Origin of the sequence: Nitrosospira sp. Nsp18 (assembly GCF_900103145.1) — a bacterium.
Taxonomy (GTDB): domain Bacteria; phylum Pseudomonadota; class Gammaproteobacteria; order Burkholderiales; family Nitrosomonadaceae; genus Nitrosospira.
This window is the reverse complement of the sequence record NZ_FMWY01000020.1, coordinates 41,700-54,874: the sequence shown is the minus strand read 5'-3', so window position 1 is coordinate 54,874 and position 13,175 is coordinate 41,700. Positions and strand designations below refer to the sequence as shown.

Genomic DNA, 13,175 nt, shown 5'->3' with positions numbered 1-13,175 from the left:
GCCACCCTGGAATGGGTATCGTGGTTCAACCATCAACGTTTGCTCGAACCCACTGGTTATGATCCACCGGTTGAGGCCGAGGAAAATTATTATCGGCAGCAGGCAGAAAAAGCCGCGGTAGAGGGTCTAACTTAAACCAACCAGCCTCCATGAAATCCGGGGCGGTTCAACCGCCTGTGTCTTTTGAGCCCAATCGCCAGCGGATAATCAATTGTAGTAGTACCTAAGTCCAATAGTTAAATCTTCCTTAAAGTCCGTAAGATTCAACCCGCCGGCGGCTGAGCCCACATGTCCTTTTGATCGAGCCTCTTTTGAGCAAGCCAGGAAACATTAATGAATAATTTGCTTGATCCGAAATTGGTAATTCAGACCGAGCTTAAGCGCATCGAAGAAGATTGCATTCATTCGGGTAAATCGCATTTTAACGCCAGCGATAGATGGACTACATACCACTATTGGCTTGGTGTTCCTTCTGTAGTACTCAGTGCGCTTGCGGGTACAGCCTTCTTACGGGATTACGGAAATATTGCCGGCATCATGTCCGTAATAGTTGGCATTCTTACATCACTCATGACATTTTTAAAACCCTCTGAGCGCGCATCGATTCATAAAGGAAGCGGGGGCCAGTATCTTGCACTTCGCAATGACGCTCGCGTATTCAGAGAAATCAGGCTGACCTGCGTGTGTGATGAACAAGCCGCTATTGATGGTATGGATGAGTTTACTAAACGAAGAAACGAACTCAACCAAGCTAGCCCTCAATTTTCAAAAAAGGATTTTCTGAGAGCCCGCGATGGTATTGACAAGGGCGAGGCGACGCATCGCGTAGATAAGGAAGGGAGCTAAATGTCCGTCATCACCTACCTTGAGAAACGCGCCAGTAACGCAATCCTTTCAGGTGCAGAAGAAATTTCAATCAATAGATCAATCGATACAATTAAAAATAGGCTCGATAGCTATTTTGGCCCAGAATTAAGCGCCCATTTCCGTTTTGGTTCGTCAACACGGGGAACGATTCTTCCGCGTTCTATGGATAGGCAATCTGATATCGACTATATGGTCGTCTTTAATAAAGGTGGATATGCTCCTCAAACGTATCTTGATCGTATAAAGAAATTTGCCGATTTCTACTATTCGAGCTCGGAAATCAAACAATCATCCCCCAGTATCGTTTTGCAATTGGATCATATTAGGTTTGATCTTGTCCCCGCCTTGAGCAATTGGCCTTTTGGCTATCGAATTCCCAATGGTGCGTCCGCATGGCGCGACACCAATCCGAACGATTTCAATGAGACACTAATTGCCAAAAATAATGTCGAGTCTTTTCTGATTAAACCGACGATCCGCTTGGCTAAGTTTTGGAATATGCAACGTGGTGCTATCTTCGATTCGTTTTTATTGGAAAAACATATTGTAGGAATATGGTTCTTCTTATGTAATAACCAAAAAGACTACCTCTTCAAAGCCATTGATAGTTTGGATAGTTACCATAACGCTCAGGGGAAAAGAGAAGAAATTGAGCGTGCCAAGTACATTGTTGCCAAAGTTCGCCAGTATGAGCGTGATGGCATGCCTAACAGTGCCGAGGCTGAAGTGAAGAAACTTATTCCATGACCTGCCCCAACCATTAGCTGTTGCGGCTCGCATTTGAAACGGGCCGTGCTCACATTTGAAGCGTTTTTCGGCTCAGAATATCTGTAAATAAAAAACGGTTCATGCTCAGATTAACTGCAAACATGCTCGCATTCCATTTTCGTGTGCTCAAATTAATTGAAAATGAAATGAGTGGCCGATAACGACGCGTTGCTGCCGGTGAAATTTCTCCAAAGCGGCCTTTCACGTTAGAGGTAAGGGGCCGTCTGGAGGCGGCACGCCGGAAGACGGTACCCGCTTGACCGAAAGGTTAGAGCGCGTTACTTAACATTCCCTCGAAAGCTGACCATGACGGAGCAACAGACAAAGCGACTGTGTGGGCAATAAAGCTAGACAGCGACCAGCTCGGCGATTTTTGCCGCGACCACCGCCATTGAATCTTCTGCAGTGTCCAGGCCGCTTCGAGAGGCGAGCAAAGGGCTGACATTGCGGAGAGCGTCATACGTCGTGTTGTGCACGATGGGAACGAGCCGGTTGCCCGCCAGGAGTGCCGAAAGCTCTTTGTCGGCGACGCTCTCTTTTGGGAGGCGGGCCAGCAGCGCAGGGGTCACCAGCACAAGCCCGATTCGCGAATTCGCTAAGCCCTTGTCGATGGCGCGCATCATCGGCACACCGAGGCCAAGGTCCTTCTCGCTGAACCAAACATTGACACCAGCCGCCACGAGCAAATTGTGCAGCTCTTTGGCTGGCCCCTGCCGGTCGTCCCACGCGTGGCACAGGAAGACGTCACGAAGGTCAGTTTGCTCCGCTGCTCGCGTCTCAACGGTTTGGCGGATTGGCGTGAGTGACTGCACTTGGGCAGGCGTGTACGAAATGGACGAACCCGCTCTCGACCAGCGCGGCCTTGAACTGCTGCTGGACCTACCACCACCGCCGCTGCCCGATGAGGAGTAGGACGAGCCGTAGCCGCCAGAGCGATAGCTACTGCGGTAACGGCATGCAGGGCAGGCTGCGGCTGCGGCCGCTGAGCTATGCCCGCGTACTGGCGCTGTGCATCTAGCCATGTCGTAATCCTTCCATTTGTAATCGCCCTTTCAAGTAGAGGGTTAAGCAGCCGATGCGCTCTAACGTGTTGTATACGACACGACGTGACGCATACTGGTTGATTGTCGCATATTCCGGCAAATCTACCGGCTCGAAATTCGCCTGTATACTGGCTCTCAGTTATTTTGCTGTGCATTTATACCGTGCTGCGTTGACCAATAAAATATCCATCTTCGCTCCTGGCCGTTAGCAGGCATTTCCTGCAATGTTTGTCTCGTATTGGTCTACCCCAGCGAGCCAATGCATTGAGACAATTTCTCTGTCTCAATAGGGTGAAAATTGTCTTTTCAAGACATGTTATCTTGAACGTCTAAAGCCTAATGAGACAGAATCAGGCCCTTTCATTTGCAGTTATTGTGAGCACGACCGGTTTCGATTGCGAGCCGTTACAGTTACTCGAACCTATCGGTTATATTCCGCCGGCTGAAGCTGAGATAAACTATTATCAGCAACTGGCTGAAAAAACCACGCTAGAAGTTTAACTTAAACCAAACAGCCTCCATGAAAGCCGGGGCGATTCAAAACCCCGCCTACCTGGTGAATTTTGTCATTTCGGAGTGACTTTTCCTCACTCTATAAAATATTTCTATCAGCGCTTCCCGAGAAATGCAAGTTAGTTCTTGATGATTTTGGTTTGTAATTACCTCTTTGCCTGCTAATCTAAAATAGCAATAACAAAAAGCTTTTAATGGGCTGCCGGCAGTTAAGAAATAACATGAAAAAACGAAGCGCCGCCATCATTATATTTGCTGCTTTCACTAGTCTCGCTGCTATGCCCGCCTATTCTCTTAATCTTCTGCAGTTCCGAAACTTTGTACAGGTCTCCCCATTCGCTGATGCCGAAAACTGGTTCCTAACCCAGCCGCTTGTGTATGACGTTCGCGATACAGGCAAGGAGATTATCATTCCAGACTATTTCGTTACTGACTTTGCGAGCATACCTCAGCCATTTTGGAGCATCTTGCCCCCTTGGGGAAAATACGGCCCACCGTCCGTTGTCCATGATTTTCTGTACTGGGATCAACGATGCACGCGCGAGCAAGCTGATCGCATTTTTCTCGCAGCCATGGAGGAGTCAAAAGTAACTAAATTTCGTCGGTTCTTCATTCATCTTGCAGTTAGATGGGGGGGCGCAATGTCGTGGGAGGCTAACAAAAAGATTAGAGCAGCTGGCATGACCCGTGAAATTCCCGAATCCATGCGACCCACAGACCCAAAAACCGAATGGAAAGAGTTGCAACAGGCAATATTTAATAGTGGTTATCGGCCAGAACAAAGGCCTTCGTCTGATCCTCCCCCCGACTATTGCTCAGCTGCTGACTGAGGTTCCGAGGTTAATCCTAGAAATGAAAGAGCTTGCGCCAACAGGTGCGCCGCGACGCCTTGGCTGAAGCGGATATCATCGTCGAGGTGATGCCGAAGCACGATGCAGAACAACTTGGGGAATCGTGCGATGGGAGCAGTGAAGATCAAATGCAGGTAGGCGGGGATAAATGCAGGTTCATTTGCAGTTAATTCCGGTTTGCGGGGATGGATAGTTGCAGTTATTCCTGGCTCAAAATCACGCCGAATGCTGGTCGGCACTATTTCAAATGCAGGTTGCTATACTTAGGTATTTTCATTTCGCCCCTTTGTACTTACGCTCAAACTCTTTAACCATTTCCCATATCGGGGTATCTCGGTCAACTGGAAGGGAGTTTTGTATTAAAACTCTGAGCTCGTTTATGATTGATTGGCTTCAGTGTTTTCATTGCGCAACCGCTCAATCTCGCTTGTAGTTGGTCGGACGTATAGTGGCGTGAACCATTTTTTGCGACTCTCATCTTGTAATTCTTCGTATTGGTCCACGTGCCATAACACGCTATTGCTGTCCATATATGCAGCCGGTTCAACGTGGTAGGTCTTAACCATTCGATCCCAAATTTCATCTATAACTGGTCTCGGAGCATCCTTCCCCAACCGCTCCACTTCAACCTCGAGCGCCGCGTTTTCTTGTTCTAGCAATAAGTTTTCTTTTCTAAGCCGCATCACTTCGTTCTGTAGTTCGGCGGGCGGACTGCCATCGATCAACGCCTTTCTATATCTTGCAACTTCTTCCGGTGAAGGCATGGTCGAGAGGATTTCTTCAGCGAATTTATAGACGTAAGGGTTTAAATCTTCTGTCCCATCCAGCTGCTGCTTGAGCTTGAATCCGCAATCCAGAGCTATTGCGCGGATTTGAGTGTCTTCTAGACCGCAGACGTATGGCGGCAACCCTTTTTTCATAGGAACTCCTGTTGGTTATTTTACCTGTTTGATGTAGAGCTATTAAATGCTACTAATCCCTCGCCCCATTAAAGACCGACAAGCACCACCAGAAAAACTCGTCCCGCTGAAAGCATTTGAAGTGGCGGCTGCACCGCGCACGAAAAACCACACTTCCCGCTTCCCTGATCCGCCCGGCGCGGCCTGGTTTAGCTGGTCAAACAGCGAATTGACGCTTTCGGCATGCGAATCCAAAGATTGCTTTCTCTTGCCCATCGATTTCTTCAACGAAAATTTCCGGTTTTATTTAAAGAAAAATCTAAAAATGGCTAGGGCAAGGCCGAAGGCAGCGTCAGAAGGGGCTTATGTGGTGGCGCCCGGTGTGCCTGTGGGCAATCCCTGTGGGAAAGCTGTGGGCGGGGATCTATCCGTCCATCAGATTATCCATAGGGTTGTCCATGGGCAGATTGATAACGAGATTGCCTTACCGTTTAACAGGTGAAGCCGTAATCTGATACGTGACAAAACGGGCATCAAGCCATTTTGTCCATTTAGCGGCCTTGCGCATTAGATCCGCCCGGTACGCTGCATTGAGATGCGGCGTAGCTGAGTGGTAGTTGGCCGCTTTCGTCCACAGATCGCCCTTGTCGTTTTTGATATGCATCCTGAGCCGCCACACAGCCAAATCAAACGCATAGCACCCGGCTCGCGCGACATGGCTTGCGGTAATGCCGAACCGTGCCAGGTCGGATAGATACGCGGTATTGAACTGCATCGGGCCTAAATCGTAGGTATCGTTCGAGTTGCGCACCCACTGCCCTGCCCTGCCGCTTTCCTTCTCCGCCACGGCCAGGACGATGTTTGCCGGCACTTCGTATTTCACTGCTGCCATGATGGAGCAGACGATTCGTTCCTGAATATGCGGCGGCAGATCGGCCATCGCTAGCGCTTGCTGTTCACGAAAGCTTCGGTTTCGGCTTCGCGGTCTACCGTTGTATCGGTGGAATTTGCAAACCGGTTTCCGGTGAATTCCGGCTGTCCCATGCTGGCACGAATGGCCGAGGCGACTTTTCCGCCGGGAGTTTGGCTAACGCGGTCGCCTGCGCCCGCCTTTGCGACCGCCATACTCCCCTTGGCAAGATTCGATCCCATGTTTGCAGCAAAACGCGCACCCGTTCCCATCGCCTGGCCCAAGCCGCCACCGCCACCGGATGGTGATCCACCCTGGCCCAGGCCGGTAGACATGCCGCCGCCGCTATTCATGGTGTCGTGCGCCGCATCGAATGCCGCCTTGATGGCCGAGGCGCCCCCAGCCGCATGGGTGGCTGAAGCCATCATCATGCCTGCTGCCATACCGGTCGCAGCCGCGGCCGTGCCGATCGCGGCGCCACTCCCGATATTGCCGATACCACCCCCGCTACCGCCGACGATCCCGGCCAGCATGGGCGGGATCTTGTTGACCAGCGTAAGCAGAACCATCGACGCCACCAGCATCACGCCCAACTCTCTTAAATTCGACCCAGCATCCATGCTCGCATAATAGTCGTCCAAGAAAGTCTTGCCGATGCCCACCAGCAGCACCATCGCCAATAGCGATACCGCGACGCCCAATACGGTCCGGTAGTAGTTGATCGCTATATCGGAGGTCCAGCGCGACCCGCCAAATCCCAGGAAGAAGATGCCGGCATAGGCCAGTATCCAGCCAGAAACAAGTAACAAAAGCATGTTGACGCTGATAAGCGCGAGGACGATGAGGATAATCAACGAGAGGATGATAGCTACGATGCTGTCGATCGGCTTGCTCAACATGGATTGATCCAGCGCCCGATTATAGATACTAAAACCAATATCCACGATGCTGGATGGGGAACCCATGCCGCGAAGCCCACTGGCCTCGCTGCCAATCTGCTTGAGTGAATCGATAATCGACATAGAGAAATTTGGCCCGTTAATCAGCAGCCACCAGAAGAAGCCCGTGAATACTGTAAAACGGATGAATTCGGCAAAAAATTCCCCCAGGTCGGCCCGCCGCACCGCCATCAACCCGAATGTCCATACCATGCTGATGACCACCAGCAGCCAGAAAAGCCAGGATGCCCTTTCCGTGATGGTTACGGCCCACGCGGATGCCGCTCCCTTGTAACGGAATAAAATGTCGTCAAGCACATTAGCGTTTTCAATCGTCGCATGCGCTTCAGAGACAAAAAGCACCGTGCAGAAGAACACCGACAACATAACCAGAGTTGATCCTGCTGGTGTCCTCATGGCCGCTACCATTCGTAGGGGACACTTTTCTTTGTCCCCCCTGCCATGTAATCCGGGCATTTTTCCAATAGTGCCTTGTGCTCGGCGTTATCGGTTATCTTCCCCAGGTCTTCGCAGGTCGGGTTGGCTATCTTTGTCCTTTTCTCAGATGGAAACTGGTCGCAGCCGGAAAGCACCGCAAGCATGATCCCTGCAACGACAAACAACCGGGTTGAACGCTCCGATTTCATTCTCTTCTCCTTTACCATTCGTAAGGCACGCTCTTCTTGAACGCGCCTTCCCTCATTTGTACCGAAGCGGCGTGCTGCTGGGCTTCGATATCCGCCAAGGCAGCCTGCCGTGCCGCTTCCGCATTCTGCTGCGCCATCAACAGCGCGCGTATAGTCATCAACTGGCTCGCCTGGTTGCTCGCAAGCTGGTTGGCGGCCTGTATGGCCTGCATCTGTCCTTGCGCGCCTTGCGCCTGCATCTGCAATGCCGTCAGCCGGCGCCCATCGGCTTCAAGTTCCTGCTGCTGAAGGTCCAGCCCGCGGATCATGGCATCGTTCGCCCGTTTCTGTGCGTCGGATGCCATCCTGCGGTTTTCAAAGAGCCGGTTGCGTTCCGATTCAGGACAACCGCTGATGCTAAAGCAAGGCGAACTCATGTAGTAGGACGAGTTCTGGTACTTGTACAGGTAGCCGTCGAGGTTGCCCGCCTGATTTCGATAGTAATTAAGCGTATTCGTCGCCCCCAGGATAGCCATGTTCACCCGTTCCACCTGGTTCCACACATACGCTGCCGGCGCCAGCGTATTCTGGATCATGTTTTCGTACTGCTGCAACTGGAGCTGGTACTGCTGCACCATTTTGAGTGTCTGGTTCACGCCCTCAATGGCTGATATTGTTTCTTGCTGCACGCTGGCGATATCGATAACCGGCAGGCCGCCCGCCGCTGCCGGCGTGGCGGCACCCAGGCTCATTGCAACCAATGCCGCAAGAATTCCAGGTGTCGTTGTTTTCATTGAACGCTCCCCTTAATAGTCGAATGCCTGATAGGGCTTGCTGAAAACCATATCCTTGGTGACTGTGACGTTGAAACGGTATCCGGGGCGAATCTCAAGCGTCGGCGAAATGTTGAGATTCTTTGAAATCAGTTGCGAAGTCACGCGCCCCAGCTGCTGCCCCAGGGCGGCACTCAATACGCTGTTGGTCGTGGGCGCGCCGAACGTGCCTGCAATCTGGTTGCGGCTTTGGCTTAATGACACGCCCGCCGTGATCGCCGACATAATCAGTGCCGAACCGAACAGCCGTACGTAGTGATTGTTGACCTGGTCCGACAATCCAGCGTAGCCCGCGCCGCTGGAGCCGGGCATGGCGCCGATATCCATCGTCTTGCCATCGGGAAACACGAAACGCTGTCCGGCAACCAACAGGTTTGCCTGCCCATACGCCACATCGCTGGAGTAAACCCCTTCGAGCTTGGTGCCTTGCGGCACCAGCAAGTGCTTGCCCGTGGGGGTGTCGTACACATCCTGGCTGACCTGCGCGAAGATTTTACCCGGCAGCGTGGAATTGATGCCGGTGATCAGCGTGACCGGTATCACAAAAGTGGTTTGCACCGTATAGGGCGAGCGCGGCGGGAGCAGGCGCGAATCGAGCTTCCACTTATCCTCTCCCCCGCCCGCGAAATCCTCGTAATTATTCCTGGGTTTTCCTGGCTGGCCGGATTCGCTTGGCCGTGTTTCTTCGCTATCTTCCATATCCTCGCGCCCACCCATGCTCGCTTTTCGCAGTTGCGCCAGCCGCGCGCGGTAGACCGCGGCCGGGTCTGTATGGGCGGGAAGGTCAGCCGGCCGCCCACTCGCCGCATCCGGCGCAGAATGCTCGCGCGGCTGCGCTATTTGCACGCCCGTCTTGGCTTTCAGTGCTTCCTCGAACTGTTGCTGCTTCATTTGCCGGATGCGCTCCATGTCCGTTTGATGCTGGGAGGACGGCAGGGACGGCGGCACCGGCGGCAGGTCGGGATTCGCGGGACGGAAATCGGCCTCTTCCGGAAGAACGGGACTGGATGCCGGAATGATTCCATCCGGGCGGTCCCCGGCAAGTTCCTTGGCAAAGAGCGACGTGTTGCCCTGGCGCCTGGGTGTTTCTTCTTCTGTCTGCTTCGGGTTGGCGCGGTCCATTGCCACCAATCCTACGATGAGACGAAACATGGCCACTACTATTCCTATCAGGTACAGCGGCAGATTATTGACCCGGCGCCCGCCTCCGGTTCGTGCCTGGCCGGGGGAGACTGACGGCGGCATTGTCTGGCTCATGGCGCTATTCCTTGAACGTCCAGGCCCCGGCAGGGGCAATGGCGCCGTTTTCGACCAGATAGGCACGGGCCAGCACGGCGCCCCCGACTACCATCGTGACGCGGGAAAGGTCTGCCGAATGGTTAAGCACGTAGCGCAGCTCGATCCCCTCGGGCGCAGGTGTTTTTATCGGCTTATTGCCCTCGTCTGCCGGCTTTGGCGAAAATACCGCGCCAAAGGTATCCGGCGGCATGAGCCGGGTTTTCTCTTCCTTCTCGGACAGCGCATAGCCTTTGGCGCGCAGCCGGTCCGACAGCAGCGCCCCAAAACTCTTAGGCTCGGAGACCACGAGGCTGAATTGCGTCTTGGCCGGCGGATAGAGCCGCGCCAGCTGGTTGACGGTATCGGAAGCAATCTTTTCGTCAAGGGCGGCGAAGGGATTCCCCTTCGTCAAGGGCTGGAATGCACAGGCGCCGAGGCATGCGCACAGAAAGGCGGAAAGGAGGATGCGCATTTTTATTTCCCTCGCTGAATGATGACGCGATCCTGGCTGGAACCCACGCCTGCGACCAGGATGGCCTTGTCGAAAATGCTGTCAACGATGTAGCGGTTGCCCTGCAGACGGTAGTTGACCTGCACCGACTCCTCGTCGGTGAAGAGGCCCCCGTCTTTTCGCACTACCAGCAGGATCGGCGCTTCCGACTGGCTCAAGGCGGCGGGCATCTGGATAATGGTTTTGACGCCATCGTTATAAACGCGCAACGGCTTCCAAGCGGCATCGGCGCCGTCGATGGTGTAGTCGAAATTGAGGTCGCCCAGGTATTCGCCGGTACCAGGCAATATTTGCCGGCTGTGGTTTCTGGCATCATTTTTCTTGATTTCATCCCACTTTGCCATCGCGTCTTGCGGGTAGATGAACGCCACCCGCGGCATGAATTCGGTGCGGTGCGAGCGCAGCCGCAAGTGGTAGGTGCGCCGGTCGGTGGTAACGATCAGGGACGTTTCCAGGCCGGTATCCATGAGCTTGATAATCAGGTGCTGTACTTCATTACCAGCGGCTCGACAGGCGGTTTCTTTTTTTATTCAAACCGGATGGAAGACCAGGCAATGAGAGCCAATATCTATTCTCAACGTTGTAGCAGAACGTGTGCCAACGTACAGACGCAGGTTCAGCATCCTTTTATCGTTGGGACTACGCATTATTTTCCGGAGAAGCGAAATGGACAACGATAAAATCGTAAACGTGCTGAACGGCTTGATTGAAATCTCGCGCGACGGCGCAAATGGCTTCAGGACTTGTGCGGCGGATGCGCATGACGCCGCGCTGAAGTCATATTTTGAAAACCGGGCGCAGAGTTGCGCGCAGGCCGTCAACACGTTGAGTGCCGAAGTCAGGCGGTACGGCGGGAACCCCGATACCGGCGGGACGGTAACGGGCACATTGCATCGCGTCTGGGTCGACCTGAAGACGACTTTGACGAGCAATGATAATCTGGCGGTGCTTGAAGAATGCGAACGCGGCGAAGCGGCTGCCGTGGTGGCCTATGAAAATGCGTTGAGGGAAGAATTACCGGGCGAACTGCGTGCCCTCCTCGACCAGCAATACGAAGGCGCAAAACGTAACCATGATAGGGTGCGCCAACTGCGCGACACCGCAAGGCATGGCAACGCCAGCCCGTTCTGAAGTTATTGCCGCATTGAAGAGAGTGCTCGACTTTGGTCTACATAGATAAGCTTGTCGATGTCGTACCCATGCTTACCCGCTTCGCTTATGAACCGGGTCAACACTTCATCCGAAGCGCGTGGAGTGCGCGAAAGGAGCCATAGGTAATTCTTGTCCGGCCCGGTGACGAAGGAATACTGGTAGTCAATCCTGTCCAGATCGAAGACTACGTACGAACCGTAAAATGGCCCGAAAAAAGACACTTTCAAATAGCCCGTATCGGGGTTTTCCACAGGATAAGCCTTCCCCTCGGCGATGCGCCATTCGTCTTTCTTAGCGTCGTATCCTCGGTTTACAACCTTGATGCCGCCATCATCACGCAGGCTGTAAGTAGCGGTAATATCGCTCAGGCCTTTTTCGAAAGAATGCTCCAGGCGTGCGATCTCATACCATACACCAAGATACTTCTGCGTATCAAAGTTCGTGACCGGGGCAACCCCCTGCGGAAGCCTCAGCTGCGGGACTCCGACACACCCGGTCAATGCCACCACGGCCATCATAGAGAATGAAAAGAGTAATGTACGCATTCCCAACCCCTCCAAGCTACTTTGATATCCGATGCAACGTCAATGCAGGACCACTCTTTGTTTCAAGCGTCGCTGTATTGCCGTCCGCATTCAGTTTGAACGCGGTTGTCTCGGTGTCGGAAAAACCCGCGCAGCCATTGTTATCGTAGGTGAATCCTTTAATCGTTAAACCCTTGCTGCCGGCATCGTAAGTGTATGAAGCGAATTCGATACCCGGGTCACCACAACTTTCATGGCCGGCACGTTCCGGATCCCCGATAGGATCAACCATCATGAACTTTCCGTTGGAAAAGAAAAAGTAGGTTTGTATCTTGATGGCAGCCGGGTCAGGCACCCAAGCCCCGATGATGCCTTTTGGGTCATTCTCCATTTTGGAATACCGGATCTCCTTGACCTCGGTCTTGATAGGTTCCTTCGAAGAGCTTACCTCGAGCGTGCCGGCAATATGGAAGAGCTCGCCGAAGAGACTGGCTTGTTTCCTCGGTCTTTGTACTGTCATGATATCCGAGGTAATCAACTCGGGGCCATCGGTGCGAACGCGCCAGGCGGGCCTTGGGTTTGATAAACCCGCATGAAGGTTGGTATCGATTGTGGGCTTGCCGACAAACTTGAATCCTCTTGTCTCAAACTCAGATACCCTCGCTGCTCCGTATTCCACTCCAGCTTTGCTCAGCAGTTTGCCGCCGCACACACGGTTGGTATCGCACGAATCGTCAGGTGTGGCTTCTCCGTTCAGATATTCGCCGCCGTTAGCGGCTGAAATACGGATGACGGAAGCGGTCGCGTCATCGTTTCTGACCCAGATATTGGTACTGAGCAAAGGTATCCCCTGCGAAAGGAAGTGAGCCTTGGCCTGTTCCGCCGTCTTCACGGCACCCGTAACGCCGCCCGCCTCTCTTGCCTTCTGCAATTCGGCCGATGCGACAAACGCAGCAGGTTCGCTATCCAGACTGATTGAAGCAGTGACAGCCGCCGCGGCGGCAGCCGGAATGGTAATGCCATTTACGGCATTGCCATCCGCGTCCAGCGACTGCAACAGGATAAGCAGGTTTTGCAACCTTTTTTCACTGTCACCGGCCAGTTCCATAGGGGTAATGATAGCCGCGCCTTTCGGTTTCCCGAGAATCAGGCTGCCCAGCTTGAATTCAATCGTATCCCCGTGGCTGTATTTGTAGATACCACTCTCATCTGTATTGCCGGCGGCGCCGGAAGACGCCAGGTAAGCCACGCCGCTCACGGCGGCATCCAGCAGTCTGCCCGTAGCCGGACCTTTTTCGGCGGTTGCGGCGCTATTGTCGCCGCTGCCATTGCTCGCGGCGGGTCCGCTGCCATCACCACCACACGCGACCAGTCCCAAGGCGATTGTTAGTGGCAGCAAGCGGCCCCATGAAATTATTCTTTTCTTGTGATTAGGTTTCATCCAGATGATCCATTCCACGTT

General features: G+C 53.3%; 16 protein-coding genes and 1 pseudogene. 5 read left to right on the top strand and 12 right to left on the bottom strand.

Annotated elements, in window-relative coordinates:
* From BLS94_RS14620 to BLS94_RS09990, 3 genes and pseudogenes are all read left to right on the top strand, one after another.
* Positions 1-135, top strand: a pseudogene (locus tag BLS94_RS14620) (IS3 family transposase); the annotation flags it as partial.
* 198 nt (positions 136-333) lie between these two features.
* Complete coding sequence (locus BLS94_RS09995; RefSeq protein WP_090960445.1) at positions 334-846, top strand: SLATT domain-containing protein; 513 nt, start codon at positions 334-336, stop codon at positions 844-846.
* The gene (locus tag BLS94_RS09990; RefSeq protein ID WP_090960441.1) at positions 847-1,614 is read left to right on the top strand and encodes an SMODS domain-containing nucleotidyltransferase; all 768 of its coding nucleotides are present in this window, start codon (positions 847-849) and stop codon (positions 1,612-1,614) included.
* Positions 1,615-1,982: 368 nt separating this feature from the next.
* Here the strand turns inward: BLS94_RS09990 and BLS94_RS09985 are convergent, their stop codons facing one another.
* On the bottom strand, positions 1,983-2,447 hold the full coding sequence (locus BLS94_RS09985; RefSeq protein WP_256325378.1) for a toll/interleukin-1 receptor domain-containing protein: 465 nt from the start codon (positions 2,445-2,447) through the stop codon (positions 1,983-1,985).
* A 965-nt stretch (positions 2,448-3,412) separates the two neighbouring features.
* On the opposite strand from BLS94_RS09985, the gene BLS94_RS09980 reads away from it, so the two are divergent.
* Positions 3,413-4,021: a DUF1353 domain-containing protein gene (locus tag BLS94_RS09980; protein ID WP_176767852.1), complete on the top strand. Its 609-nt coding sequence runs from the start codon at positions 3,413-3,415 to the stop codon at positions 4,019-4,021.
* Positions 4,022-4,419: 398 nt separating this feature from the next.
* Here BLS94_RS09980 and BLS94_RS09970 read toward each other — a convergent pair whose 3' ends face one another.
* The 9 genes from BLS94_RS09970 to trbG all read right to left on the bottom strand — a co-directional run bounded on the left by BLS94_RS09970 (position 4,420) and on the right by trbG (position 10,567).
* On the bottom strand, positions 4,420-4,962 hold the full coding sequence (locus BLS94_RS09970; protein ID WP_090960429.1) for a hypothetical protein: 543 nt from the start codon (positions 4,960-4,962) through the stop codon (positions 4,420-4,422).
* Positions 4,963-5,004: 42 nt separating this feature from the next.
* Positions 5,005-5,229 (bottom strand): hypothetical protein, encoded by a 225-nt coding sequence (locus BLS94_RS14615; RefSeq protein ID WP_143021684.1) that lies wholly within the window; start codon positions 5,227-5,229, stop codon positions 5,005-5,007.
* A gap of 196 nt (positions 5,230-5,425) precedes the next feature.
* A complete protein-coding gene (locus tag BLS94_RS09960; protein WP_090960422.1) occupies positions 5,426-5,881 on the bottom strand; it encodes a transglycosylase SLT domain-containing protein in 456 nt (151 codons plus the stop codon).
* Positions 5,882-5,883: 2 nt separating this feature from the next.
* Positions 5,884-7,206: a P-type conjugative transfer protein TrbL gene (gene trbL, locus BLS94_RS09955; protein ID WP_090960456.1), complete on the bottom strand. Its 1,323-nt coding sequence runs from the start codon at positions 7,204-7,206 to the stop codon at positions 5,884-5,886.
* Positions 7,207-7,211: 5 nt separating this feature from the next.
* A complete protein-coding gene (trbK, locus tag BLS94_RS09950) occupies positions 7,212-7,436 on the bottom strand; it encodes an entry exclusion lipoprotein TrbK (protein WP_176767851.1) in 225 nt (74 codons plus the stop codon).
* 11 nt (positions 7,437-7,447) lie between these two features.
* Positions 7,448-8,209 (bottom strand): P-type conjugative transfer protein TrbJ, encoded by a 762-nt coding sequence (trbJ, locus tag BLS94_RS09945; protein WP_090960417.1) that lies wholly within the window; start codon positions 8,207-8,209, stop codon positions 7,448-7,450.
* 12 nt (positions 8,210-8,221) lie between these two features.
* The gene (locus tag BLS94_RS09940) at positions 8,222-9,505 is read right to left on the bottom strand and encodes a TrbI/VirB10 family protein (RefSeq protein WP_090960414.1); all 1,284 of its coding nucleotides are present in this window, start codon (positions 9,503-9,505) and stop codon (positions 8,222-8,224) included.
* A gap of 4 nt (positions 9,506-9,509) precedes the next feature.
* Complete coding sequence (locus tag BLS94_RS09935) at positions 9,510-9,998, bottom strand: hypothetical protein (RefSeq protein ID WP_090960411.1); 489 nt, start codon at positions 9,996-9,998, stop codon at positions 9,510-9,512.
* A gap of 2 nt (positions 9,999-10,000) precedes the next feature.
* A complete protein-coding gene (gene trbG / locus BLS94_RS09930) occupies positions 10,001-10,567 on the bottom strand; it encodes a P-type conjugative transfer protein TrbG (RefSeq protein WP_090960408.1) in 567 nt (188 codons plus the stop codon).
* A 136-nt stretch (positions 10,568-10,703) separates the two neighbouring features.
* On the opposite strand from trbG, the gene BLS94_RS09925 reads away from it, so the two are divergent.
* On the top strand, positions 10,704-11,168 hold the full coding sequence (locus tag BLS94_RS09925) for a ferritin-like domain-containing protein (protein ID WP_090960405.1): 465 nt from the start codon (positions 10,704-10,706) through the stop codon (positions 11,166-11,168).
* 2 nt (positions 11,169-11,170) lie between these two features.
* Here the strand turns inward: BLS94_RS09925 and BLS94_RS09920 are convergent, their stop codons facing one another.
* Both BLS94_RS09920 and BLS94_RS09915 read right to left on the bottom strand, forming a co-directional pair.
* The gene (locus BLS94_RS09920; protein ID WP_090960402.1) at positions 11,171-11,734 is read right to left on the bottom strand and encodes a lipocalin family protein; all 564 of its coding nucleotides are present in this window, start codon (positions 11,732-11,734) and stop codon (positions 11,171-11,173) included.
* Between the two features lie 16 nt (positions 11,735-11,750).
* Positions 11,751-13,154 (bottom strand): adhesin, encoded by a 1,404-nt coding sequence (locus tag BLS94_RS09915; RefSeq protein WP_090960399.1) that lies wholly within the window; start codon positions 13,152-13,154, stop codon positions 11,751-11,753.
* Positions 13,155-13,175 lie beyond the last annotated feature (21 nt).

Bases quoted from the DNA above. Each gene is read 5' to 3' on its own strand.
- BLS94_RS09970 (WP_090960429.1), bottom strand. From the start codon at position 4,962: ATGAAAAAAGGGTTGCCGCCATACGTCTGCGGTCTAGAAGACACTCAA.
- trbL (WP_090960456.1), bottom strand. From the start codon at position 7,206: ATGAGGACACCAGCAGGATCAACTCTGGTTATGTTGTCGGTGTTCTTC.
- BLS94_RS09920 (WP_090960402.1), bottom strand. From the start codon at position 11,734: ATGCGTACATTACTCTTTTCATTCTCTATGATGGCCGTGGTGGCATTG.
- BLS94_RS09935 (WP_090960411.1), bottom strand. From the start codon at position 9,998: ATGCGCATCCTCCTTTCCGCCTTTCTGTGCGCATGCCTCGGCGCCTGT.
- BLS94_RS09940 (WP_090960414.1), bottom strand. From the start codon at position 9,505: ATGAGCCAGACAATGCCGCCGTCAGTCTCCCCCGGCCAGGCACGAACC.
- trbK (WP_176767851.1), bottom strand. From the start codon at position 7,436: ATGAAATCGGAGCGTTCAACCCGGTTGTTTGTCGTTGCAGGGATCATG.
- BLS94_RS09960 (WP_090960422.1), bottom strand. From the start codon at position 5,881: ATGGCCGATCTGCCGCCGCATATTCAGGAACGAATCGTCTGCTCCATC.
- trbJ (WP_090960417.1), bottom strand. From the start codon at position 8,209: ATGAAAACAACGACACCTGGAATTCTTGCGGCATTGGTTGCAATGAGC.
- BLS94_RS09995 (WP_090960445.1), top strand. From the start codon at position 334: ATGAATAATTTGCTTGATCCGAAATTGGTAATTCAGACCGAGCTTAAG.
- BLS94_RS09925 (WP_090960405.1), top strand. From the start codon at position 10,704: ATGGACAACGATAAAATCGTAAACGTGCTGAACGGCTTGATTGAAATC.
- BLS94_RS09990 (WP_090960441.1), top strand. From the start codon at position 847: ATGTCCGTCATCACCTACCTTGAGAAACGCGCCAGTAACGCAATCCTT.
- BLS94_RS09980 (WP_176767852.1), top strand. From the start codon at position 3,413: ATGAAAAAACGAAGCGCCGCCATCATTATATTTGCTGCTTTCACTAGT.
- BLS94_RS09915 (WP_090960399.1), bottom strand. From the start codon at position 13,154: ATGAAACCTAATCACAAGAAAAGAATAATTTCATGGGGCCGCTTGCTG.